The 22,176-nt window shown below is 69.6% G+C and carries 18 protein-coding genes and 2 tRNA genes; 15 read left to right on the top strand and 5 right to left on the bottom strand.

What is annotated here, in order from left to right; genetic code table 11:
- The first annotated feature begins 50 nt into the window (after window positions 1–50).
- The 4 genes from KDK95_RS10875 to KDK95_RS10860 are packed head-to-tail and all read left to right on the top strand — an operon-like array spanning window position 51 to window position 4,226.
- On the top strand, window positions 51–1,028 hold the full coding sequence (locus KDK95_RS10875) for an ABC transporter permease (RefSeq protein ID WP_212517954.1): 978 nt from the start codon (window positions 51–53) through the stop codon (window positions 1,026–1,028).
- Window positions 1,029–1,087: 59 nt separating this feature from the next.
- Window positions 1,088–2,029 (top strand): ABC transporter permease, encoded by a 942-nt coding sequence (locus KDK95_RS10870; protein ID WP_212517953.1) that lies wholly within the window; start codon window positions 1,088–1,090, stop codon window positions 2,027–2,029.
- Entirely contained in the window at window positions 2,029–3,174 is a 1,146-nt protein-coding gene (locus KDK95_RS10865; RefSeq protein WP_249160889.1) for an ABC transporter ATP-binding protein, read from the top strand. The genes KDK95_RS10870 and KDK95_RS10865 overlap by 1 nt, the downstream gene beginning before the upstream one ends.
- Complete coding sequence (locus tag KDK95_RS10860; protein WP_212517952.1) at window positions 3,171–4,226, top strand: ABC transporter ATP-binding protein; 1,056 nt, start codon at window positions 3,171–3,173, stop codon at window positions 4,224–4,226. Before KDK95_RS10865 ends, KDK95_RS10860 begins: the two co-directional genes overlap by 4 nt.
- On the opposite strand, the gene KDK95_RS10855 is transcribed toward KDK95_RS10860, so the two are convergent.
- Together KDK95_RS10855 and KDK95_RS10850 are read right to left on the bottom strand one after the other, a co-directional pair.
- Window positions 4,211–5,029, bottom strand: coding sequence for an AraC family transcriptional regulator (locus KDK95_RS10855; RefSeq protein ID WP_212517951.1), 819 nt, complete (start codon window positions 5,027–5,029; stop codon window positions 4,211–4,213). The genes KDK95_RS10860 and KDK95_RS10855 overlap by 16 nt on opposite strands.
- Window positions 5,030–5,070: 41 nt before the next feature.
- Window positions 5,071–5,520, bottom strand: coding sequence for a DUF2000 domain-containing protein (locus KDK95_RS10850; RefSeq protein WP_212517950.1), 450 nt, complete (start codon window positions 5,518–5,520; stop codon window positions 5,071–5,073).
- Window positions 5,521–5,754: 234 nt separating this feature from the next.
- Here KDK95_RS10850 and serA point away from each other — a divergent pair, with 234 nt between their 5' ends.
- The 4 genes from serA (at window position 5,755) to KDK95_RS10830 (ending at window position 11,465) form a co-directional block, all read left to right on the top strand.
- Entirely contained in the window at window positions 5,755–7,347 is a 1,593-nt protein-coding gene (serA, locus tag KDK95_RS10845) for a phosphoglycerate dehydrogenase (RefSeq protein ID WP_307844306.1), read from the top strand.
- A gap of 396 nt (window positions 7,348–7,743) precedes the next feature.
- Entirely contained in the window at window positions 7,744–8,877 is a 1,134-nt protein-coding gene (locus tag KDK95_RS10840) for a 3-isopropylmalate dehydrogenase (RefSeq protein ID WP_212517949.1), read from the top strand.
- A gap of 152 nt (window positions 8,878–9,029) precedes the next feature.
- On the top strand, window positions 9,030–10,151 hold the full coding sequence (locus KDK95_RS10835) for a branched-chain amino acid aminotransferase (RefSeq protein WP_212517948.1): 1,122 nt from the start codon (window positions 9,030–9,032) through the stop codon (window positions 10,149–10,151).
- Between the two features lie 57 nt (window positions 10,152–10,208).
- Window positions 10,209–11,465 carry an MFS transporter gene (locus KDK95_RS10830; RefSeq protein WP_212517947.1) on the top strand — a complete coding sequence of 419 codons (1,257 nt, stop codon included), beginning with the start codon at window positions 10,209–10,211 and terminating at the stop codon, window positions 11,463–11,465.
- Between the two features lie 57 nt (window positions 11,466–11,522).
- On the opposite strand, the gene KDK95_RS10825 is transcribed toward KDK95_RS10830, so the two are convergent.
- A complete protein-coding gene (locus KDK95_RS10825) occupies window positions 11,523–12,101 on the bottom strand; it encodes a Uma2 family endonuclease (RefSeq protein ID WP_212517946.1) in 579 nt (192 codons plus the stop codon).
- Between the two features lie 346 nt (window positions 12,102–12,447).
- On the opposite strand from KDK95_RS10825, the gene cimA reads away from it, so the two are divergent.
- From cimA to KDK95_RS10800, 5 genes are all read left to right on the top strand, one after another.
- Window positions 12,448–14,136 carry a citramalate synthase gene (gene cimA / locus KDK95_RS10820; protein WP_372463303.1) on the top strand — a complete coding sequence of 563 codons (1,689 nt, stop codon included), beginning with the start codon at window positions 12,448–12,450 and terminating at the stop codon, window positions 14,134–14,136.
- A gap of 53 nt (window positions 14,137–14,189) precedes the next feature.
- The gene (locus KDK95_RS10815) at window positions 14,190–14,990 is read left to right on the top strand and encodes a fumarylacetoacetate hydrolase family protein (protein ID WP_212517944.1); all 801 of its coding nucleotides are present in this window, start codon (window positions 14,190–14,192) and stop codon (window positions 14,988–14,990) included.
- Between the two features lie 22 nt (window positions 14,991–15,012).
- Window positions 15,013–16,551 carry a glutamate--tRNA ligase gene (gltX, locus tag KDK95_RS10810; RefSeq protein ID WP_212517998.1) on the top strand — a complete coding sequence of 513 codons (1,539 nt, stop codon included), beginning with the start codon at window positions 15,013–15,015 and terminating at the stop codon, window positions 16,549–16,551.
- A 123-nt stretch (window positions 16,552–16,674) separates the two neighbouring features.
- Window positions 16,675–16,746, top strand: a tRNA-Gln gene (locus KDK95_RS10805).
- Between the two features lie 85 nt (window positions 16,747–16,831).
- Window positions 16,832–18,112: an LCP family protein gene (locus tag KDK95_RS10800; protein ID WP_212517943.1), complete on the top strand. Its 1,281-nt coding sequence runs from the start codon at window positions 16,832–16,834 to the stop codon at window positions 18,110–18,112.
- 137 nt (window positions 18,113–18,249) lie between these two features.
- Here KDK95_RS10800 and KDK95_RS10795 read toward each other — a convergent pair whose 3' ends face one another.
- The gene (locus KDK95_RS10795; protein ID WP_212517942.1) at window positions 18,250–20,307 is read right to left on the bottom strand and encodes a M3 family metallopeptidase; all 2,058 of its coding nucleotides are present in this window, start codon (window positions 20,305–20,307) and stop codon (window positions 18,250–18,252) included.
- 57 nt (window positions 20,308–20,364) lie between these two features.
- Entirely contained in the window at window positions 20,365–20,940 is a 576-nt protein-coding gene (locus KDK95_RS10790; protein WP_212517941.1) for a P-loop nucleotide/nucleoside kinase family protein, read from the bottom strand.
- Window positions 20,941–21,073: 133 nt separating this feature from the next.
- On the opposite strand from KDK95_RS10790, the gene KDK95_RS10785 reads away from it, so the two are divergent.
- Both KDK95_RS10785 and rpmB read left to right on the top strand, forming a co-directional pair.
- Window positions 21,074–21,146, top strand: a tRNA-Glu gene (locus tag KDK95_RS10785).
- 464 nt (window positions 21,147–21,610) lie between these two features.
- Window positions 21,611–21,841, top strand: a complete 231-nt coding sequence (gene rpmB / locus KDK95_RS10780) for a 50S ribosomal protein L28 (RefSeq protein WP_212517997.1) — start codon at window positions 21,611–21,613, stop codon at window positions 21,839–21,841.
- Window positions 21,842–22,176: the final 335 nt, after the last annotated feature.

Here is a 22,176-nt window from a genome sequence, read left to right as displayed (position 1 = left end):
CCCGGCAATCGTTCCCGCCGCACGCACTCCCAAGGGCCCGAGGCCACACCATGCTCGCATTCGCCGTACGACGCCTCCTGGTGTCGATCCCGGTCTTCATCCTCTCCACGTTCCTGGTCTTCCTCCTGGTGACCTGGGGAGCGGACCCGCTCGCGCAGCTCAAGGCCAAGAATCCGCCCCCCTCCCAGGCCGTGATCGATGCGATGTCGAACACGCTCTACATCAACCACTCGCTGCTGGAGCGCTACTGGCACTGGTTCAGCCAGCTGTTCTTCCACGGCAACTGGGGGCCGTCGGTGCAGTCAGGCACCGACATCGGGCAGCTGCTGCGCACCAGCCTGACGCTGACCGCGCGGCTGGTCATCCTCGCGATGATCCTGGCCGTCATCCTGGCGATCATCGCCGGCGTGATCAGCGCGACGCGGCAGTACTCGAAGACCGACTACTCGATCACGCTGATCGGCTTCCTGTTCCTCTCGCTGCCGGTCTTCTGGTTCGCGATCCTGCTCAAGCAGCTGGTCGTGAACATGAACAACAGCCTGAACTGGTACTGGATCTCCACCTACGGCGCCAACACGCCGGGGCTGACCGGCTGGTCCGCGTTCAGCGACGCGGCCGGCCACCTCGTCCTGCCGACGATCGTCCTCGCGATGTCCTCGTACGCCTCCTGGTCCCGGTTCCAGCGCGCCTCGATGCTCGACGTGCTCGGCAGCGACTACATGCGGCTGGCCCGCGCGAAGGGCCTCAGCCGCCGCAGGGTCATGGTCCGGCACGGACTGCGCACCGCGCTCATCCCGCTGACCACGCAGGTCGCCCTGGACACCGCGGCGATCCTCGGCGGCGCGGTGCTCACCGAGAGCGTCTTCGGCTGGCAGGGCATGGGCACCATGCTCGTCAACGCGATCAACGCCGGGGACTTCAACGCGGTCCTGGCGTGGCTCACCGTGGCGGCGATCATCGTCATCCTGTTCAACCTCATCGCCGACCTGCTGTACGGCGTTCTCGATCCGAGGATCCGAAATGCTTAGGCCCAGCCCGGTCACCGACCCCGGCGTTCTCGACGCTGCGACCTGCGAGGTGATCCGACATGCATGATCTGCCCTCCGAGAACACGCAGACCACCGGCAACCTCACCCCGTCCGCCGGTCAGATCGAGCGCGAGTTCACCGTCAAGGCGCGCACCCAGACCCAGCTGGTGGTGCGCCGGTTCCTGCAGCACAAGCTGGCCGTGGTCAGCGTTTTCGTTCTGGTCGCGATCGTCCTGCTGGCCTTCGTCGGCGGCGCCCTGTGGCACTACAGCTACACGGACATCACCCCGGACAACTCGGTGTCGCCCTCGGCCCGGCACCCCTTCGGCACCGACAACCTCGGCTACGACGAGTTCGCCCGGGTGATGCGCGGCACGCAGCGCTCGCTGGAGATCGCCTTCACGGTGGCGATCCTGGCCACCATCGTCGGCACCGTCTGGGGCGCGATCGCGGGCTACTACCGCGGCATCGCCGACTCGGCGATGATGCGCTTCGTCGACCTCGTGCTGACCATCCCGATCATCGCCGCGGGCGCCCTGCTCGGCCACCACTTCCAGTCCGCCGGCTGGTGGGCCCTCGCGCTGGTCATCGCCGGCCTGTCCTGGCCGGCCGTGTCCCGGATCGTGCGCGGGCAGACGCTCTCGCTGCGCGAGAAGGAATACGTGGAGGCGGCCCGCGCGCTCGGCGCGAAGGACAGCCGGATCATCTTCCGGCACATCCTGCCGAACGTCATCGGCCAGGTGATCGTCGTGGTCACGATCCTGGTGGCGCTCGCGATCCTGACCGAGTCCTCGCTGTCCTACCTGGGCTTCGGTGTGCAGGCGCCGGACACCTCGCTCGGCACGCTGATCGCCTCGGCGCAGACGGCGCTGCAGGGCGGCCAGTGGTGGCTGTTCTACTTTCCGGGCATCATGATCATCCTCATCTGCCTGTCCGTCAACTTCATCGGCGACGGCCTGCGCGATGCGTTCGACCCGAGCCAGCAGAGGGTGCGTGCCTGATGACGCAGTCCGCGACGACGACCGACACCGTGCTCTCGGTGCGGGACCTGACCGTCGACTTCCCGACCGGCGACGGCGTGGTGCACGCGGTGCGCGGGGTGTCCTACGACCTGCGGCCGGGCGAGGTGCTCGGCATCGTGGGCGAGTCGGGCTCCGGCAAGTCCGTCACCTCGATGGCGGTGATGGGCCTGCTGCCGAAGACGGCGCGGACCTCCGGCTCGGTCAGGTTCCGCGACGAGGAGCTGCTCGGCCTGACGGACAAGGAGATGACCCGGGTCCGCGGCAGCAAGATCGCGATGATCTTCCAGGACCCGATGACCTCGCTCAACCCGGTCTACAAGATCGGCTTCCAGCTCGCCGAGGCCGTGCTCGCGCACAACGACGTGAGCAAGCAGGCGGCGAACAAGCGGGCGATCGAGCTGCTGGAGATGGTCAACATCCCGCAGCCGGACCGCCGCGTCGAGCAGTACCCGCACGAGTTCTCCGGCGGTATGCGCCAGCGCGTGGTGATCGCGATCGCGATGGCCAACAACCCGGACGTGATCATCGCGGACGAGCCGACCACCGCCCTGGACGTGACCGTGCAGGCGCAGGTGCTCGAATCGCTGCGCGCCGCGCAGCGGGAGACCGGCGCGGCGATGGTGCTGATCACCCACGACCTCGGCGTCGTCGCCGGCCAGGCGGACCGGGTGCTGGTGATGTACGCCGGCAAGCCGGTCGAGATCGGCACCGTCGAGGACATCTACTACAACCCGCGGATGCCCTACACGCTCGGCCTGCTCGGCTCGCTGCCCCGGCTCGACAAGCGCGACCAGCAGCGGCTGACGCCGATCCACGGCTCGCCGCCCTCGCTCGTCAACCTGCCGCCGGGCTGCCCGTTCACGCCGCGCTGCCCGCTGGCCGCGGCGGTCTGCCAGGCCCGCGAGCCGGACCTGGAGCCGGTCGACGGCAGCGGGTTCACCGCCGCGGGCCTGCGCATCCACCTGAGCGCCTGCCATTTCAAGGAGCAGGTCGCCCGGCACGACCCGGCGGACCTGTTCGCCACCTCCGCGAGCGACGCGGAGCTGCCCGCCGACTTCGGCTCGGGGCCCGGCCTCGTCGAGCCGCCGCTGGAGGACGACGGTTCGGAGGATGAGCTTCGATGACGACGCAACAGGACCGCCCCGGCCACGCCGTCGACAAGAGCGAGCCGATCCTGTCCGTGCGCGACCTGGTCAAGGAGTTCCCGATCCGCTCCCGCGGCCTGGTCCGGCGGGTCGTCGGCGCCGTGCACGCCGTCAGCGGCGTCTCCTTCGACCTGCACCGCGGCGAGACGCTCGGCCTGGTCGGCGAGTCCGGCTGCGGCAAGACCACCACCAGCCGCGCGATCCTGCACCTGCAGCCCGCGACGAGCGGCGAGGTGCTGTTCGAGGGCCAGGACCTGACCAAGCTGGGCAAGGAGAAGGTGCGCCGGATGCGCCGGGACATGCAGCTCGTGTTCCAGGACCCGTACGCGAGCCTGAACCCGCGCATCACGGTCAGCGAGATCATCGCCGAGCCGCTGAAGATCCACGGGCTCTACGGCCGCGACGGCCGGAAGACGGTCAGCGACCTGATGCAGCGGGTGGGCCTGAACCCCGAGCACGGCAATCGTTTCCCGCACGAGTTCTCCGGCGGCCAGCGCCAGCGCATCGGCATCGCCCGCGCACTCGCGCTCAAGCCGAAGGTGCTGGTGCTCGACGAGCCGGTCTCGGCGCTCGACGTCTCGATCCAGGCCGGCGTCATCAACCTGCTGGAGGACCTGCAGGACGAGCTGGGCCTCGCCTACCTGTTCGTGGCGCACGACCTGTCCGTCGTGCGGCACATCGCCGACCGGGTCGCGGTCATGTACCTCGGCAAGATCGTCGAGGTGGCGCCGACCGACGAGCTGTTCGAGCGTCCGCTGCACCCGTACACGCAGGCGCTGATCTCGGCGATCCCGATCCCGGACCCGCGCCGGGAGCGCGAGCGCGAGCGGATCCTCATCCAGGGCGACGTGCCGTCCCCGGCCAACCCTCCCTCCGGCTGCCGGTTCCGCACCCGGTGCCCGCTGTTCCTCACCCTCTCCGAGGCCGACCAGGGCCGCTGCGTCAACGAGGAGCCTCCGCTGGTGCCGCGCGGCCTCGGCGACCGGCATCCGGCGGCGTGCCACTTCGCCCGGGTTCAGGACGTGCTGTGAGCCTCGCCGCGCCCGCTCGCCGCGAAGCGGGCGGGCGTGGTGGCCAGGAAGCGCTTGAAGTGCCGGGTCAGGTGTGACTGGTCGTAGAAGCCGGCGGCGGTGGCGACCTCCGCGGCCGGCATCCCGGCCAGCAGCAGCCGGCGCGCCAGATCGACCCGGCGGCCCGTCAGGTACTGATGCGGGCCGAGGCCGAACTGGCGGCTGAACACCCGGACGAGGTACGCCGGATCCGCGTGCAGGATCCGGGAGGCCTCCTCCAGCGAGAGATCCGCCGGAAGCCGCCCGTCGATCAGGTCCCTGAGATCCCAGGCGAGACGCGGGTCCCGGCTGTGCGGGAGCAGGTCGGCCGTCCCCCGCAGATGGCCGGCGAGCCGGTCGGCTATCAGCGCCAGCCGGCTCTCCGCCTCGAACTCCCGGCCCGGCGACACCAGCGACTCGTGCAGCCTGCTGATCCGGTCGCGCAGCAGCTCGTCCACCAGGACGGGGTGGTCGACGGCGTGGCCGATCAGCCTCTCGCTCAGATACGACTCGTCCAGGTACAGCACGCGCTTGCGGAAGCCCTCGGGCCGGATCGAGCTCCCGCTGTGCGCGACGTGCGGCGGCAGCAGCGTCACGGTCTGGCCGAGCGAGCCGTGCTCGTGCACGTCCAGGTCGTACTTGATGCCGCCGGAGTCCAGGATGATCAGCGTCCAGGTCGCGTGCGTGTGCATCGGGTAGACGTGGTCGATGAACCGCGCGTGCAGGGCCTCGGCCAGGCCCGGCACGCGCGGCCGCCAAGCCCGGACCTCCTGTGCCGCCCGCATGCCTACGACGATAGCCGCCCGCCGGGCTTACCACCGAGCTCCTACCGGTGCATCGCCGCGCCCTTCATCACCTTGTCCACGGCGTTCTTCCGGCCGTATACGGCGATGCCGACCAGATCCAGGTCCTCCCGGCGCACCGCGGCCACCGCCGCGCGGTTGTCCCGGTCGTTTCCGGTCAGGAAAAGGTTTTCCGTGTAAATGGCCATCGGGAGTTCCCGATCGAGCGCCCGGCCGTGCGCCTGCCGGAGGATTTCCTTGTTGCCCTCCAGAACCACCACCGGCTGCCGGAACATGGCGCAATACGCATTTCCGTCCGCGTCCGCATAGGGTTCGCCGATCGTCTCCGGATTGGCCGCCGCGATCCCGCTCATCAGGAACGCGCAGACGTTCAGCGCCTGCCAGGCTTGCAGGTCCTCGCGCAGCAGCACGGCGATCTTGGTGTAGAAACGGATAGGCTGCGCAGCGTCGTCGGCCGCTGTCTGTTCGCTCATGCATTCATCGTCCGCACGCGGCGGACGGGACTCTTGTACGTTCTTGTCCACCTGTCGAAAGAGGTCCTGGCGTCCGCCCGGCGAATCTGTACCATGGCACCTGTACGGCAGGAAGACACGCGACGTTAACATTCGCCGACCGTCCGTGTGATCCACGTATGCCAGGACCACAGCGTCGTGGACCCGGGCGCGCATCCGTTATCCCCCCTCACCGACGGACGACCGGAGATCGCTGTGTCAGGCAAACCCGTTGTGCTCATCGCCGAAGAACTCAGCCCCGCGACCGTGGCCGCACTCGGCCCCGACTTCGAAGTGCGCTACTGCGACGGAGCCGATCGCGAGGCCCTGCTGCCCGCGATCGAGGAGGCCGACGCGATCCTGGTGCGCTCCGCGACCCAGGTCGACGCCGAGGCCATCGATTCCGCCAAGAAGCTCAAGGTGATCGCCCGCGCGGGCGTCGGCCTGGACAATGTGGACATCGCCGCCGCCACGCGGGCCGGCGTCATGGTGGTCAACGCGCCCACCTCGAACATCACCTCGGCCGCCGAGCTCACCGTCGCGCACATCCTGGCCAGCGCCCGCAACGTCGCGAGCGCCAGCGCCGCGCTCAAGGGCGGCAAGTGGGCCCGCAGCAAGTACAGCGGCGTGGAGCTCGACGGCAAGACGGTCGGCATCGTCGGCCTGGGCCGGATCGGCGCCCTGGTCGCGGCCCGGCTGCTGCCCTTCGGCGTGAAGCTGGTCGCGTACGACCCGTTCGTGCAGGCGGGCAAGGCGGCGCAGATCGGCGCCCAGCTGGTCTCGCTGGACGATCTGCTCGCGCAGTCCGACTTCATCACCGTGCACATGCCGAAGACCCCGGAGACCCTCGGCCTGATCGGCGAGGACGCGCTGCGCAAGGTCAAGCCGAACGTCCGGATCATCAACGTGGCCCGCGGCGGCCTCGTCGACGAGGCCGCCCTGGCGACGGCGATCACCGAGGGACGGGTCGCGGGCGCGGGCATCGACGTCTACGCCAAGGAGCCGTGCACCGACTCCCCGCTGTTCGCGCTCGACCAGGTCGTCGTCACGCCGCACCTCGGCGCCTCGACCGAGGAGGCGCAGGAGAAGGCGGGCGTGTCGGTGGCCCGCTCGGTGCGCCAGGCGCTCGGCGGCGAGCTGGTTCCGGACGCGGTCAACATCCAGGGCGGCATCATCGCCGAGGACGTGCGCCCGGGCGTGCCGCTCGCCGAGAAGCTGGGCCGGCTGTTCACGCACCTGGCCGGCGGCGCCGCGCAGCAGCTCGACGTGGTCGTGGCCGGCGAGATCACCCAGCACGACGTGAAGGTGCTCGAGCTCTCCGCGCTCAAAGGCGTGTTCGCGGACATCACCGAGAGCCCGGTCTCCTTCGTCAACGCCCCGTACCTGGCCCAGGAGCGCGGCCTCGAGGTGCGGCTGACCACCACCTCCGAGTCCCCGGACTACCGCAACCTGGTCACCGTGCGCGGCACCCTGGCCAGCGGCGAGATCGTCGAGGTCTCCGGCACCGTCTCCGGCAAGAACCAGGTGCACCGGATCGTCGACGTCAACGGCTTCACCGTGGACGTCGGCCTGGACGAGCACACCGTCTTCTTCCGCTACGCCGACCGCCCCGGCGTGATCGGCACCCTCGGCCGGATCCTCGGCGAGGCGGGCGTGAACATCGCCGGCATGCAGGTCTCCCGGAACGCGCGCGGCGGCGAGGCGCTGGTCGCCCTCACCGTCGACTCCAAGGTCTCGGCCGACCTGCTCGGCGGCATCACCGAGTCCATCGGCGCGAGCTGGGCCCGCACCGCCGACCTCGGCGACTGATCCCCGCAGCTCCAGAACCGCCAGACGTCCCCCGGTCGGGTTCGACCGGGGGACGTCCGCGTCTCAGATGGTAGGAAGTCCGAAGAAAAACGAGACAAGTCCGCCCGCATCGGGGTACCGTTCGATTACTAGGACTTCCGAGTAACGGCGACAACCCGGCCGGCCGGAAACCGCTCGCAGGCCACAAGCCCGAGTGTCCGTACCCAGACCCGATCGTTGCGCGAGGGACGGAACACGAATCATGTACCACCGTCGAAGCACCCAGGATTCCGAGGCGAAGGCCGCCGCGCGCTTCGCCCTGCAGCAGGCCTACGACTGGCGCGACGAGTCCGCGCCCGAGTCTCGCGATGCGGACGAGGTTCTGCGCGGATTTGAGACGGCAGTACCCTACCGGGCATGCCCAGCGACACCGAAGTCCGCAGTAAGCTGATCGACCTCGCCGTCATCGGCGGCGACGGGATCGGCCCGGAGGTCACCGCCGAGGCCCTCAAGGTCCTGGCCGCGGTCCTCCCGGAAGACGTCAAGCTCGAGACCACCGAGTACAAGCTCGGCGCCGAGCACTGGCTGGCCACCGGCGAGGCCCTGTCCGAGGAGACCCTCGAGAGGCTCAAGGCGCACGACGCGATCCTGTTCGGCGCGGTCGGCGCGGCCCCCGGCGACAAGCGCATCCCGTCCGGCCTGATCGAGCGGGGGATGCTGCTCAAGCTGCGCTTCGCGTTCGACCACTACGTGAACCTGCGCCCGTCGAAGCTGTGGCCCGGCACCACCGGCCCGCTGCGCTCGCGAGCTGAACGGTCCCCCAACGACAGCGGGTCCGGTTCGAGCGACGCTGCGTCCACTGAACCCGTGATCGACTTCATCGTCGTGCGCGAGGGCACCGAGGGTCCGTACGCCGGCAACGGCGGCACCATGCGCACCGGCACCGACCAGGAGATCGCCACCGAGGTCTCGGTCAACACCGCCTACGGCATCGAGCGCGTGGTGCGCGACGCCTTCGAGCGCGCCAAGGCCCGGCCGCGGCGCAAGCTCACGCTCGTGCACAAGAACAACGTGCTGGTCTTCGCAGGGCACCTGTGGACCCGCATCTTCAACGCGGTCGCGACCGAGTATCCCGAGGTCACGACCGACTACATGCACGTGGACGCGGCCACCATCTTCCTGAGCACGCAGCCCGAGCGCTTCGACGTGATCGTCACCGACAACCTCTTCGGCGACATCCTCACCGACCTGGCCGCGGCCGTCACCGGCGGCATCGGACTGGCCGCCTCCGGGAACGTCAACCCGGCCCGCACCTTCCCGTCCATGTTCGAGCCCGTGCACGGCTCGGCCCCGGACATCGCGGGCACCGGCAAGGCCGACCCGACCGCCGCGATCCTCTCCGCGGCGCTGCTGCTCGCCCACCTCGGCCACGCCGAGGCCGCCGCCAGGATCGAGGCCGCCGTCGGCGCCGACCTGATCGAGCGCGAGGGCGCGGCCGCGCGCAGCACCTCGGAGATCGGCGACGCCATCCGCGTACGAGTAGCGGGGTGAGACGGTAGCGCGTTGTGGGTTACCGTCTCACTAGGCGAGAAAAACTAGTGTGACGGTCCCACATCCCGCGCCACCCGGGTTCCCCGCGGGTCGGGCCGTCACCGAGCAGCAGCATCACCCCAGCTCCGGCCCGACATAGAGGGATTACCGCGATGACCGTGAACATCGAGCTCAAGCCGACCACCGAGCCGCTGAGCGCGGCCGAGCGCAGCGCCATCCTCGCCGACCCCAAGTTCGGCCAGTACTTCACCGACCACATGGTCACCATCGAGTACACCGAGGGACGCGGCTGGCACTCGGCCGAACTGCGGCCGTACGGCCCGATCCAGCTCGACCCGGCCACCTCCGTGCTGCACTACGGCCAGGAGATCTTCGAAGGCCTGAAGGCCTATCGGCAGACCGACGGCTCCATCGCCTGCTTCCGCCCGGAGGCCAACGCCCAGCGGATGGCCCGCTCCGCGCGCCGGATGGCCATGCCGGAGCTGCCCGAGGAGCTGTTCGTCGGCGCGATCGACGCCCTGGTCACCCAGGACGAGGCGTGGGTGCCCGAGGACCCGGAGAAGTCCCTCTACCTGCGCCCCTTCATGTTCTCCACGGAGGTCGGCCTGGGCGTGAACCGCCCGGCGGCCGAGTACCTGTTCATGCTGATCGCCGGGCCCGCCGGCGCCTACTTCAGCGGCGTGGGCAAGCCGGTCACCGCGTGGCTGAGCACCGACTTCGTGCGCGCCGCGCCCGGCGGCACCGGCGAGGCCAAGTGCGGCGGCAACTACGCCGCCTCCTTCCTGGCCCAGGCCCAGGCCGTGGCCGAGGGCTGCGACCAGGTGTGCTGGCTGGACGCGATCGAGCGCCGGTACATCGAGGAGATGGGCTCCAACAACGTCTTCTTCGTCTACGGCAGCGGCGCGGACGCGAGGCTTTTCACCCCCGAGCTGTCCGGCTCCCTGCTCCCCGGCATCACCCGCGACTCGCTGCTGCAGGCCGCGAAGGACCTCGGCATCCCCGCCGAGGAGGGCCGGATCACGGTCGACCGGCTGCGCGAGGACGCCGCCTCCGGCGCCATCACCGAGGCCTTCGGCTCCGGCACTGCCGCCGTGGTCACCCCGATCGGCGGCTTCAAGTCGCCGGAGGGCGGCATCGTGATCGGCGACGGCCAGCCCGGCGAGATCACCAAGCAGGTGCGCGCGCACCTGCTCGGCGTGCAGCACGGCGACGTGGCCGACGAGCACGGCTGGCTGCACACGATCGTCCCGGCGCGGCAGACCGCCGCCCGGTAACGTCATCATGTGACCCAGTTGTCTGAGACTTTCGACGGTGGCGAAGACGACGGTGTGATGACGGACGCGGAGGGATCCGCGAGCAGTTCCGGATCCCTCTGGCGGCACGCGGACTTCCTGCTGCTCTGGGGCGGCCAGACGGTCAGCGACATGGGCAGCGCGGTCACCGCGCTCGCGCTGCCGCTGCTCGCCGTCTCCGTGCTGAAGGCGACGACGTTCCAGGTCTCGCTCATCATATTCTTGACATACCTTGCGTACCTGCTGATCACCCTGCCGGCCGGAGTGCTGGTAGACCAGGTGCGCAAGCACGGCCTGATGATGTGGTGCGACCTGGCCCGCACCGCACTCGTCGGCTCCATCCCGGTCGTCGCGGTGCTCTGGCACGTGACGCTGTGGCAGATCTACCTCGTCGCCCTCTTCGGCGGCGCGCTGAGCGTCTTCTTCGACGTGGCGTATCAGAGCTACGTTCCCGCGCTGGTCCAAGGCGACCAGCTGATGGACGCCAACGGCAAGCTGGGCACCACCAACTCCTTCGCCGGCCTCCTGGGACCGTCCGTCGGCGGCGCACTGGTCGGCCTGATCGGCGCGGCGAAGGCCGTAGCCGTCGATGCCGTCTCCTTCGCGATAAGCGCCCTCTCGCTCGTCATGATCCGCACCCCCGAGCCCAGGCCCGAGCGGAGAGCCGAGCACGTCACCTTCCGCGCGGCGATGCACGAGGGCCTGAACTTCGTCGTCAAGCACCCGATCCTGCGCCGCATCGTCGCCTGCACCGGCATGTGCAATCTCTTCAGCTCAGCCGTCCAGGCCGTCGAGATCGTCTACCTGGTCCGCGTCCTGCACGCCTCCGCCGCCCTGGTCGGCCTGCTCTTCTCGCTCGGCGCCGTAGGCGGCCTCATCGGCGGCCTCACCGCCGGCTGGTTCTCCCGACGAGTCGGCTCCGCACGGATCATCTGGGCCTCGATCCTGATCCCGGCCCCCCTCGTCGTGATGATCCCGCTCGCCACCCCCGGCTGGGGCACGCTCCTGTTCGCCGCGGGCAACATCGTCTTCTCGTTCTCCGCCCTGCTCTACAACTCCGCCCAGGTCTCCTACCGCCAGCGCATCTGCCCGCCCGAACTCCTCGGCCGCATGAACGCCTCCGTCCGCTGGATCGTCTGGGGCACCCTCCCGCTCGGCTCCCTGATGGGCGGCGCCCTCGGCACCTGGATCGGCATCCGCCCCACCGTCTGGATCGGCGTCCTCGGCAGCGCCCTCGGCGGCCTGTTCGTCCTCTTCTCCCCGCTCAGAACGATGCGCGACGTGCCGGATCAGTGAGGATCACTAAGGATCAACGAGATCGGCGGCGGCGCGGATCGGCGCGCGCGGGGCGGATCAAAGCCGGTCGATCTCGCCGAAGTCGATCTCGACCGGGAAGGGCTCGCCGAGCCTGGCGATCCCCTCGTGGCGCCCGGTCTGGTCGTATCCGTCGCTGGAATCGTTGATTTGGTGCGTGTAGAGAACGGGCTTTCCCCGCTCGTTCTCGATCAGCCAGAAGTGCTCGATCCCTGCTTCGGCGTAGAGCATCGGCTTGCGCTTGCGGTCTCGCGAGCGGGATTCGGGGGAGACGACCTCGGCGGCAAGGACGACGTCGCTGGGAACGAACGTGGTCTGGGGCAGGTTGCGCGCCGCGTTGGCGTGGATGACCAGGAGGTCCGGCTCCGGCCGCTGGTCGTCGTCGAGCGTGATCGTCATCTCGCGGCGAACCCGCAGGTGCGGCGGCGCGGCGTGATGCAGCGCGTGCTCCATCACGAAGAGGACGAGTGCGTGAAAAGCAGCTTGCGGGCTCACGAGGACGAGGCTCCCGTCGATCAGTTCCGTGTGCGGCGGCAGATCGGGGAGGTGGTCGAGGTCTTCCGCGGTGAATCCGCCTTCCGGCGGGAACATCCACTCTGGAACCGGAGCAAGGCTCATGAGGGTCATGGTAACTCCAGCGATAGATCCTGTCTGCCGAACACAAGCGTGGCCTGCGCAAACCTCGGCTGACAAGCTTTCAGATTCCGATCACCTCATCGGGTGATCCAATCTTCGCTCGAACGAGTGAGCGACGGGGGCGTCGCATTCCGGGTGAAAAGGCTTGCGCGCCGATCACCCCACGGTTACCGCTTCCTCACGCGCGTCTCACGGTGCGAGACGCGGTGTCCGTGATCGGGGGAGGCGTGGCAGACTGCGGAGCATGCAGTCTCGGCGGTTCATTATTACCGTGGGCGCATCGGCACAGGGCTGAAGCAGACGCTGATCCTCTTCTCCCGCCGTCGATGTGCAGACCTCTCGCGCTCCGCGAGGGGTTTTCTTGTTTTACGCCGCGATTTCAGTGCCGACCGCCGACCCTGACCGATACCAGCCGAAGAAGGCGAACGAGGTGCCAGCCGTGAACGACAGCTTCCACGTCTACGACACGACGCTGCGCGACGGAGCCCAGCAGGAGGGGCTCGCGCTGTCCGTGGCGGACAAGCTCGTCATCGCCCGCCAGCTGGACGGGCTCGGGGTCGGGTTCATCGAGGGAGGGTGGCCGGGGGCGATCCCCAAGGACACCGAGTTCTTCGAGCGGGCTCGGACCGAGCTCGACCTGAAGCACGCGCAGCTGGCCGCGTTCGGCATGACCCGCCGGGCCGACCTGGCGGCGGCCGACGACCCCCAGGTCGCCGCCCTGCGCGATTCCCTCGCTCCCGTCGTCACGCTGGTGGCCAAGGCGCACGACCGGCACGTCGAGCTCGCGCTGCGCACGACGCTGGACGAGTGCCTGGCGATGGTCAGGGACACCGTCGAGCACCTGGTGTCGGAAGGCCGGCGGGTATTCGTCGACGCGGAGCACTTCTTCAACGGATACCAGGACAATCCGGCGTACGCGCTGGAGTTCGTGCGCACCGCCGCCGAGGCCGGCGCGTCGCTGGTCGCGCTGTGCGACACGAACGGCGGCATGCTGCCGAGCGAGCTGGGCGACGTCGTGCACACGGTGATCGAGCGGACCGGGGCGCGCGTCGGCATCCACTGCCACGACGACTCCGGCTGCGCGGTCGCGAACTCGCTTATCGCGATCGAGGCGGGGGCGACGCACGTGCAGGGCGCGGCGAACGGGTACGGCGAGCGGACCGGCAACGCCAACCTCTTCACCATCGTCGCGAACCTGCAGCTCAAGAAGAACCTGCACGTCGTGCCGGACGACTCGCTGGCCGAGATGACCCGGATCGCGCACGCGATCTCCGAGGTCACCAACATCGCGCCGCACACGAAGCAGCCGTACGTCGGCTTCTCGGCGTTCGCGCACAAGGCGGGTATCCACGCGTCGGCGGTGAAGGCCGACCCGATGCTCTACCAGCACATCGACCCCGAGGTCGTCGGCAACGACATGCGGATGCTGGTCTCCGAGATGGCCGGGCGCGCCTCGATCGAGCTCAAGGGCCGCGAGCTCGGCTACGACCTGTCCGGGGACCGGGACGCGCTGTCCCGGATCACGGAGAAGGTCAAGGTGCTCGAGGCGCAGGGGCACTCCTTCGAGGCGGCCGACGCCTCCTTCGAGCTGCTGATCCTGGACGAGCTCAAGGGCGAGGAGAGCCAGCGCTTCTTCGACGTCGAGAGCTGGCGGGTCATCGTCGAGCAGCGGCAGGACGGCAGCCACATGAGCGAGGCGACCGTGAAGCTGCACGCCAGGGGCGAGCGGATCATCTCCGTCGGCGAGGGCAACGGACCGGTCAACGCGCTGGACACCGCGCTGCGCAACGCGATCGGGCAGATCTACCCCGAGCTCGCCGAGCTGGAGCTGCGGGACTACAAGGTCCGCATCCTGGAGGGCGACCACGGCAGCAGCTCGCGCACCCGCGTCCTGGTCACCACGACCGACGGCCGCGACGAGTGGGCGACGGTCGGCGTGCAGGAGAACATCGTCGCGGCGAGCTGGAACGCCATCGTCGAGGCCGTCACCTACGGCCTGCTGAAGCTGGAGGGCTGACCGGGCCGAAACCGGCGCGCTGACCAGGCTCGGCAGCACCTAGACTTGGCTCCGTGCGTATCGCGAGATTCTCCCTACCTGACAGCGCCGCAGACGCCGGAGCGGTCCGCTTCGGCCTGGTCGAGGGCGACGTGGAACAGCCCGAGGCGATGGTGATCGCCGAGCTCGAGGGGCACCCGTTCACGCCCGAGCCGCGTACGACCGGTCGGGTCTGGCCGCTCGCGGACGTCCGGCTGCTGGCCCCGGTGCTGCCCAGCAAGATCGTCGCGGTCGGCCGCAACTACGCCGATCACGCGAAGGAGATGGGCAACGAGGTCCCGGCCGTCCCGCTGACCTTCCTCAAGCCGTCCACCAGCGTGATCGGCCCGAACGAGACGATCGCCTACCCGACGTTCTCGCAGGACGTGCAGCACGAGGCGGAGCTCGCGATCGTGATCGGCCGGCTGTGCAGCCAGGTCCCGCGTGAGCGGGTCACGGAGGTCGTCCTCGGCTACACCTGCGCCAACGACGTCACCGCCCGCGACGCGCAGCGGGCCGAGGGCCAGTGGGCCCGCGCCAAGGGCTTCGACACCTCGTGCCCGCTCGGGCCGTGGATCGAGACCGAGATCGACCCGGCCGACCTCGCCGTGACCTGCACGGTCAACGACGAGCTCAGGCAGGCCGGGCGCACCAGCCAGATGATGCGCGGCATCGAGGAGATCGTCGCGTTCATCTCCGAGGCGCTGACGCTGCTGCCCGGCGACGTCATCCTGACCGGCACGCCGGCGGGCGTCGGCCCGATGCAGGTCGGCGACCGGGTCTCGGTCAGCATCGAGGGCATCGGAACCCTGACGAACCGGATCGTGAAGCGGTAGAAGGCAGCAGAAGACAGTGACTATCGACACCTCGAAGCTCGACAACAGCGTCCGGGTCCGGTTCCCGCCGTCCCCGACCGGCGACCCGCACGTGGGCATGGTCCGCTCGGCGCTGTTCAACTACGCCTTCGCCCGGCACTACGGCGGCAAGCTGGTGCTGCGGATCGAGGACACCGACGCGGCGCGCAACACCGAGGAGTCCTACCAGGCGATCCTCAACACCCTGCGGTGGACCGGGATCGAGTGGGACGAGGGCCCCGAGGTCGGCGGCGAGTTCGGCCCCTACCGGCAGTCCGAGCGCGGCGAGATCTACGCGGACACGGCCGCCAAGCTGCTCGAGGCCGGCAAGGCGTACCCCTGCTACTGCACCGCCGAGGAGCTCGAGGCCGCCCGCGAGAAGGCGAAGGCGGAAAAGCGCGCGCCCGGATACGAGGGCACCTGCCGGAATCTGACGGCGGAGCAGATCGCCGCGTACGAGGCCGAGGGCCGCACGCACGTGGTGCGCTTCCGGATGCCGGAGAACCGCACGATCAGCTGGGACGACCTGGTGCGCGGCGCGATCTCCTTCGAGTCCGTCAACGTGCCCGACTACCCGCTGCTGCGCGCTGACGGCTCGCCGCTCTACACGCTGACCAACCCGACCGACGACGCGCTGATGGGGATCACGCACGTGCTGCGCGGCGAGGACCTGCTCTCCTCGACCCCGCGGCAGATCCCGCTGCACGAGGCGCTGGTCGAGCTCGGCCTGTCCAAGGGCGTCCCGGAGTTCGGCCACCTGCCGTTCGTGATGGGCGAGGGCAACAAGAAGCTGTCCAAGCGCGACCCGGAGGCGAGCTTCAGCTTCTACCCGCGCACCGGCTACCTGCCCGAGGGCCTGGTCAACTACCTGGCGCTGCTCGGCTGGTCGCTCGGCAACGACGAGGAGATCTTCTCCCTCGACGAGCTGGTCGCGGCCTTCGACGGCACCCGCGTCTCGGCCAACCCGGCGCGCTTCGACCTGAAGAAGTGCGAGGCGATCAACGCCGTGCACCTGCGCGCGCTGGAGACCGAGGACCTGGCCAAGCGGATCCTGCCCTTCCTGGACCGCGAGGGCCTGCTTCTCGGCGGCACCGACGGACACCTCGCGAACGAGGAGGAGTGGCGCACGCTGCTCGCCGCCGTCCCGCTGGTCCAGGAGCGCATGACGGTGCTCTCCGAGGCGATCGGCATGCTCGGCTTCCTCTACACCGGCGACGGCTCGGACGCCCGGCACGCCTTCGCGCTGAACGAGGACGACGCGGCGAAGGTGCTCACCGCCGACGCGTGGCCCACGCTGACCGCCGCCTTCGCCGCGCTGGACGCGCTGCCCGAGTGGACCGCGGCCGCGATCGACGAGGCGCTGCGCACCGCGCTGATCGAGGGCCTGGGCCTGAAGCCGAAGAACGCCTTCACCCCGGTCCGGGTGGCCGTCACCGGCCGCCGCGTCTCCCCGCCGCTGTTCGAGTCGCTCGAGCTGCTCGGCCGGGAGCGCACCCTCGCCCGGCTGCGCGCCGCCGACGCCCGGGCCCGGGCCGCCGCGTGACCCCGGCCGCCTGAACACCGCCGGGTGAACCCCGGGGGACTAACTGATTTGGGCCCCCGGGCGGTGACCGCTATAGTTGTCCTCGCGGCGCCGCCCGGGAAACCGGCTGGCCTGCAACACCAGTGGGGTATGGTGTAATTGGCAACACGGCAGATTCTGGCTCTGTTGTTCTAGGTTCGAGTCCTGGTACCCCAGCTTCGGGCGTATCGCTGAAAAGCGATACGCCCATTTGGCTTTTCCGGGGCGCGCCCGGACCCCCTTCTGCCCGAACATCGGATTCATGGAGCAGAACGGGCCGCGGTGGCCGACCGGGCCGGGCGGGCGGCGCGCAGCCGGCCGCGAGAAGTGGTCGCTGCGCAAGAAGCTGCTCGTCTGGGGAAGCAGCGCGCTCGCCGCGGTGATCGTCCTCGGGGTGGTCGGCGTCGCGGTGGTCTGGCGGCACCTGAACGGGAACATCAAGACCGAGAACGCGCGGCTCAAGCCCTCCTCGATGAACGGCAAGCAGGAGATCCTGTTCATCGGCTCCGACTCGCGCGCCGGCGGCAACCAGACGCTCGGCGGGGGAGCCGTGACCGGCGCGCGCTCGGACACCACGATGGTCTTCGACGCCCCGGCCGACCGCCGCCGGGGCACCGAGGTCTCCATCCCGCGCGACTCGATGGTGCAGATCCCGGACTGCGCGAGCACGGCCACCAGCGGGGTCACGGTCGCCGCCAACTTCGGGATGTTCAACAGCGCCTTCACCGAGGGCGGCGCCCCGTGCACGGTCAAGACCGTCGAATCGCTGACCGGCCTGACCCTCACCCACTACATCGCGATCGATTTCGAGGGCGTGGTCGGCGTCGTCGACGCCCTCGGCGGCGTGAAGGTCTGCGTCACGCAGGCGATCGACGACGCGGACTCGGGGCTGGACATCCCGGCCGGCACCACGACGCTCACCGGCAAGCAGGCGCTCGCGTTCGTCCGGCTGCGGCACAGCGTCGGAGACGGCTCGGACCTGGAGCGGATCAAGCGCCAGCAGTACTTCCTGGACCAGCTGGAGCAGCAGGTGCGTTCGGCGGGGCTGCTCACCGATCCGGTCAAGCTCTACAAGGTGCTCGACGCGGCGACCCAGTCCATCACCACCGATCCCGGCCTGGGCACCGTGACCGACCTCTACAACCTCACCCAGACGCTGAACGAGATCCCCAGCGGCAAGATCACCTACGTGACGGTCCCGAACGAGCCGTACCCGCAGGACACCAACCGCGTCATCTGGAGCGAGCCGGCCGCCACGAACCTGTGGACGAGCCTGATCGACGAGACGGACCCGACCGGCGCCGCCACCACCTCGCCGGCCGCGGCATTGAAGTCGGCCACCTCGGGAACGACGACGTCCGCGGCGGCACTTCGGCAGCTCGAGAGCGTGATGGAGCTCGAGATGCTGGCGGCGAACGGCGAGAGCACCGGCGCCGGCTCGGCCGGCACGGCGGCCGGCACGGCGGGCAGCACCGCGAGCGCCGGCGCCACCGGGACCGCGTCCCCCGGCGGCGCCGACGTCGGCACCTGCGCGGTCAGCTGAGCCGTCCGCGCGTGGATGGAACTGCGTCGCGCGTGGATGGAACGGCGCCGCGTGGATGGAACTGCGCCGCGTGTGGATCGGACTGCGGCCGCCGAGCCCGTCGGCATCCGTCGGCTGGTCCTGCGGCCGCCCGCCTTCTAGCCCTGCGCCGTCAGGCCTCTGCGAATCAGCAGCGGCTCGATCTCCGGCGCCCGGCCGCGGAAGTCGGCGAAGGCCTGCATCGCGTCCACGCTGCCGCCCCGGGAGAGCAGCGTGGCCCGGAAGTGGTCGCCGTTCGCGCGGGTCATGCCGCCGTTCTCCTTGAACCACTCGACGGAGTCCGCGTCCAGCACCTCGGACCAGATGTACGAGTAGTAGCCCGCGCTGTAGTCGCTGCTGAAGACGTGCGCGAAGTAGGCGGTCCGGTAGCGCGGCGGGATCTCCGGCAGGGCGAGGCCCGCCTTCTCCAGCGCGGTCGCCTCGAAGGCGGCGAGGTCCTCGCCCGGGTCCTCGCCCGCGGACAGCTTGTGCCAGGCCCAGTCCAGCAGCGTCGCCCCGAGGTATTCGACCGTGCGGAAGCCCTCGCCGAACTGCTGCGCCGCCGCCAGCTTCTCGACGAGTGGCGCCGGGATGGGCTCGCCGGTGCGGTAGTGCTTGGCGTAGTTCGCCAGCACCTCCGGCCAGTCCTGCCACATCTCGTTGACCTGCGAGGGGTACTCGACGAAGTCGCGCGGCACCCGGGTGCCGCTGAAGTAGGGGTAGCCCACATTCGAGAACAGGCCGTGTAGCGCGTGCCCGAACTCGTGGAACGCGGTCCTGGTCTCGTCGAAGGTCAGCAGCGTCGGCTCGCCGGCCGGCGGCTTGGCGATGTTCAGGTTGTTCATGACGACCGGCTTCGTGCCGAACAGGCCGGACTGGTCGACCAGGCTGTCCATCCAGGCGCCCCCGCGCTTGGACTCGCGCGCGTACGGGTCGAACAGGAACAGGCCGAGCCCGCTGCCGTCCTCGTTGAAGACCTCGAACACGCTCGCGTCCGGATGGTAGGCGCGCAGGTCGGGCCGCGCGGTGAAGGAGAGGCCGAAGACCTGGTTCGCCGCGAAGAAGATCCCGTCGTGCAGCACGCTCTCCAGCTCGAAGTACGGCCGGAGCGCGGCGGAGTCGATGTCGTACTCGGCCTTGCGGACCTTCTCCGAGTAGAACTGCCAGTCCCACGCGGCGATCTCGGCCCCGCCGTTGACCGCGCGCAGAGCCTCGGCCTCGCGGCGCGCGTTCGCGACGGCCGGCGGCACGAGGCGGCCGAGCATCTCTTCCACGTTGGCGACGGTGCGCGCGGTCTTGTCCGCGACCGCGTACGCCGCGTGCGACTCGAAGCCCAGCAGCGCGGCCCGCTCCGCGCGCAGCCGCACGATCTTGTTGATGACCTCGGAGTTGACCGAGAAGCCGCGGCCGAGCGAGGCCTCCAGCAGCCGGCGGCGCACGTCCCGGTTGTTGAGGGAGGCCAGCTCGCTCTGGTTGGAGTAGAGCTTGAGGCTGAGCACGTACTTGCCCTCGTGGCCGCGCGCCGTGCCGTTCTCGGCCGCCGCGGCGATCTCGTCCGCCGGCAGCCCGTCCAGGTCCGCCGCGTCGTCGAGCACGAGCGCGCGGGCCTTCGTGTCGGCCAGCAGGTTGCGCTGGAAGGTGGTCTGGAGCGTGGCCAGCTCGGCGTTGAGCTCGCGCAGCCGGTCCTGGTCGGCGGACGAGAGCTCGGCGCCGGCGAGCACGAAGTCCTCGTGGTACTTCTCCACCAGCCGCCGCGACTCGGCCTCGTCGGCCTCGGCGGGGTACGCGAGCGAGTCCCGGGCCTCGTACAGCGCCTTGATCCGGCCGAACAGGGCGCCGTTGAGGTGGATGGCGTCGGCGTGCGCGGCCAGCAGCGGGCTGATCTCCGCCTCGATCTCCTGGACGCCCGGATTCGTGTCCGAGGAGGTCTGGTTGTAGAAGACGGCCGCCACGCGGCGCAGCACCTGCCCGCTGCGTTCGAGGGCGATCAGCGTGTTCGTGAAGTCGGGGGCCTCGGCGGACGAGGTGATCGCGTCGATCTCGGCGAGCTGCTCCGCCATGCCGCGCTCGAACGCGGGGCGGTAGTGCTCCTGCGTGATCGACTCGAACGGCGGCAGCTGATAGGGGAGGGTGGAGGGCGCGAAGAACGGGTTCGCATTGAGGGTGGGTGTCGACATAACCGGAGCCTAGCCAAAACGGCACCGGGTTATCCCTGAAGCATCGTCACGGTGAAGTCAAGGCAGCGCGGCGACGGCTCTCACCTGTTCCGGCAGCGTCATCGCCGCCGACGAGCGGTTGTCGATCAGCACGTGCGTCACCGGCGGCGGCACATCCGGCGTCATGCGCGCGAGGAACGCGTCGAACGCCTCCAGCTTGCCGGCGTCCCGCGAGCTACCCCGCGAGAGCAGCCGCGACCGCAGCGTCTCCGCGTCGCTCCGCACATAGACGAGCGTCACCGGATCGCCGCCGAGCGCCTCGACCCACGCTGTCCACCGGGCCGTCGATCGGATCTGGCCGGTGAACGGCCCGCTGAGCATCACCGGGCAGCCGTGCGCGCGGATCTCCTTCGCCGTCGCGGTGAGCCCGGCGTACTCGTGCGCCTTGATGTGCGCGTCGTACCAGTCGCCCTCGCGCTCGCCAGGCGGCCGGCCGCCGGCGGCCAGCGTCGCCGCTACGAACCCGCCGTACACCGTGTCCTTGTCCAGCAGCGCCGGAGTCGGCTCCAGTGCCGCAAGCAGCAGCGACGCCACCGTGGTCTTCCCCGCGCCCGGCGCCCCCGCCACGATCCAGACCCGCGCCGCATCAGCCATGCCCGCACTCTAGGCGACCGCTCGCCGGACGCCCAGGGGCCACCCTCCGGTAATCGATTTGGCCGCACGGCGCACCGTCGCCTATAGTTAAGCCCGTTGGCGAGCGGAACTAACACCGCGGAGCCACCGCTAGGGCCCCGTTGTGTAGCGGCCTAGCACGCCGCCCTCTCAAGGCGGTAGCGCGGGTTCGAATCCCGTCGGGGCTACGTTGGAGAAAGCCGGATCAGAGAAATCTGATCCGGCTTTTCTGATGTCTTCGTGGTCGGATACGCAGGGATGCGAATCTGGACTACTCCGTCAAAGCCCTCCGGGCGCGCATGCCGCTCGAGCCGGCGCGCGGGCTCAGGGAATCGACGAGATCAACGCGTTCGTTCCGGCGCTCGCCCTCGGCGGGGCCGAGGGCGAGCGAAGCTGGAGCGCGGCAGGGCGGACGTCGCACCGTCCCTGCTGCTCCCGGCCCAGCGAGGTCGCGGCCGCCGGCGGCGCGCCGGTCGGACCCCGCGGCGCTGGTATCATTGCGAAAGCCAGATTGGCATCGCGACGATGCGCGCAGTGGTCGGCGAATTGGCTGCCTCGCTCTGTGCTAGACTATGGTGCCTTGTTGCCGTGTTTCCGCGCGCCTCATTGCTTTGCGTGGCGGTTCTGTATTCCGGAAGTGGAGAATGTTCTGATGGCTAGGCGTTGCGATATCTGTGGCAAGGAGCCCACTTTCGGCAAGACGATCTCGCGTCTTGGTAAGAACGCTGTGCACCGCCGGATCAAGGGTCGCTCCTCGCGGCGCTTCGACCCGAACATCCAGCCGGTGAAGACGGTCGTGAACGGTACGCCGACCCGTCTGAAGGTCTGCACCTCCTGCCTGAAGGCCGGCAAGGTCGAGCGTCAGGCCTCGGCGCGCGGCTAGTGCGCGGCCGTCGGCACCCGTCGACGCCGTTCAGCCGCCCCCCGAAACTCACGCGGGACACAGCAGCAGTTCAAGGCATTCGGGGTTAGCTTGTCGAAGCCGGGTCGGATCCAATCCGACCCGGCTTTTCGCCGTTCGCGCTAGGCCGAGCACGGTTGTGCGTCGGTGCGTCGGTGCGTCGGTGCACCGTTGTGCGTCGGTGCGTCCGCTAGTTGTACTGACCACAGAGGTTAGTGACACGGCTCACTGGCGGTGGATCTTGAAATGGGTGAGGGCCTTCTGGCTCGGTGTGTAGCGACCAAACTCGCACGCCGAAGACAGACAGGCCCTCAATG

The sequence above is a fragment of the Actinospica acidithermotolerans genome (genome assembly GCF_018139625.1).
Lineage (GTDB): Bacteria > Actinomycetota > Actinomycetes > Streptomycetales > Catenulisporaceae > Actinospica > Actinospica acidithermotolerans.
Note: the sequence above shows the minus strand (reverse complement) of the source record. Positions and strands in the feature narration are given on the sequence as shown.

Coding starts and splice junctions, on each gene's coding strand:
- KDK95_RS10795 (WP_212517942.1), bottom strand. CDS start 20,307: ATGTCGACACCCACCCTCAATGCGAACCCGTTCTTCGCGCCCTCCACC.
- KDK95_RS10870 (WP_212517953.1), top strand. CDS start 1,088: ATGCATGATCTGCCCTCCGAGAACACGCAGACCACCGGCAACCTCACC.
- KDK95_RS10850 (WP_212517950.1), bottom strand. CDS start 5,520: ATGAGCGAACAGACAGCGGCCGACGACGCTGCGCAGCCTATCCGTTTC.
- KDK95_RS10790 (WP_212517941.1), bottom strand. CDS start 20,940: ATGGCTGATGCGGCGCGGGTCTGGATCGTGGCGGGGGCGCCGGGCGCG.
- KDK95_RS10855 (WP_212517951.1), bottom strand. CDS start 5,029: ATGCGGGCGGCACAGGAGGTCCGGGCTTGGCGGCCGCGCGTGCCGGGC.
- KDK95_RS10865 (WP_249160889.1), top strand. CDS start 2,029: ATGACGCAGTCCGCGACGACGACCGACACCGTGCTCTCGGTGCGGGAC.
- KDK95_RS10800 (WP_212517943.1), top strand. CDS start 16,832: ATGGAGCAGAACGGGCCGCGGTGGCCGACCGGGCCGGGCGGGCGGCGC.
- KDK95_RS10825 (WP_212517946.1), bottom strand. CDS start 12,101: ATGAGCCTTGCTCCGGTTCCAGAGTGGATGTTCCCGCCGGAAGGCGGA.
- KDK95_RS10860 (WP_212517952.1), top strand. CDS start 3,171: ATGACGACGCAACAGGACCGCCCCGGCCACGCCGTCGACAAGAGCGAG.
- KDK95_RS10840 (WP_212517949.1), top strand. CDS start 7,744: ATGCCCAGCGACACCGAAGTCCGCAGTAAGCTGATCGACCTCGCCGTC.
- KDK95_RS10830 (WP_212517947.1), top strand. CDS start 10,209: ATGACGGACGCGGAGGGATCCGCGAGCAGTTCCGGATCCCTCTGGCGG.
- KDK95_RS10875 (WP_212517954.1), top strand. CDS start 51: ATGCTCGCATTCGCCGTACGACGCCTCCTGGTGTCGATCCCGGTCTTC.
- KDK95_RS10835 (WP_212517948.1), top strand. CDS start 9,030: ATGACCGTGAACATCGAGCTCAAGCCGACCACCGAGCCGCTGAGCGCG.
- rpmB (WP_212517997.1), top strand. CDS start 21,611: ATGGCTAGGCGTTGCGATATCTGTGGCAAGGAGCCCACTTTCGGCAAG.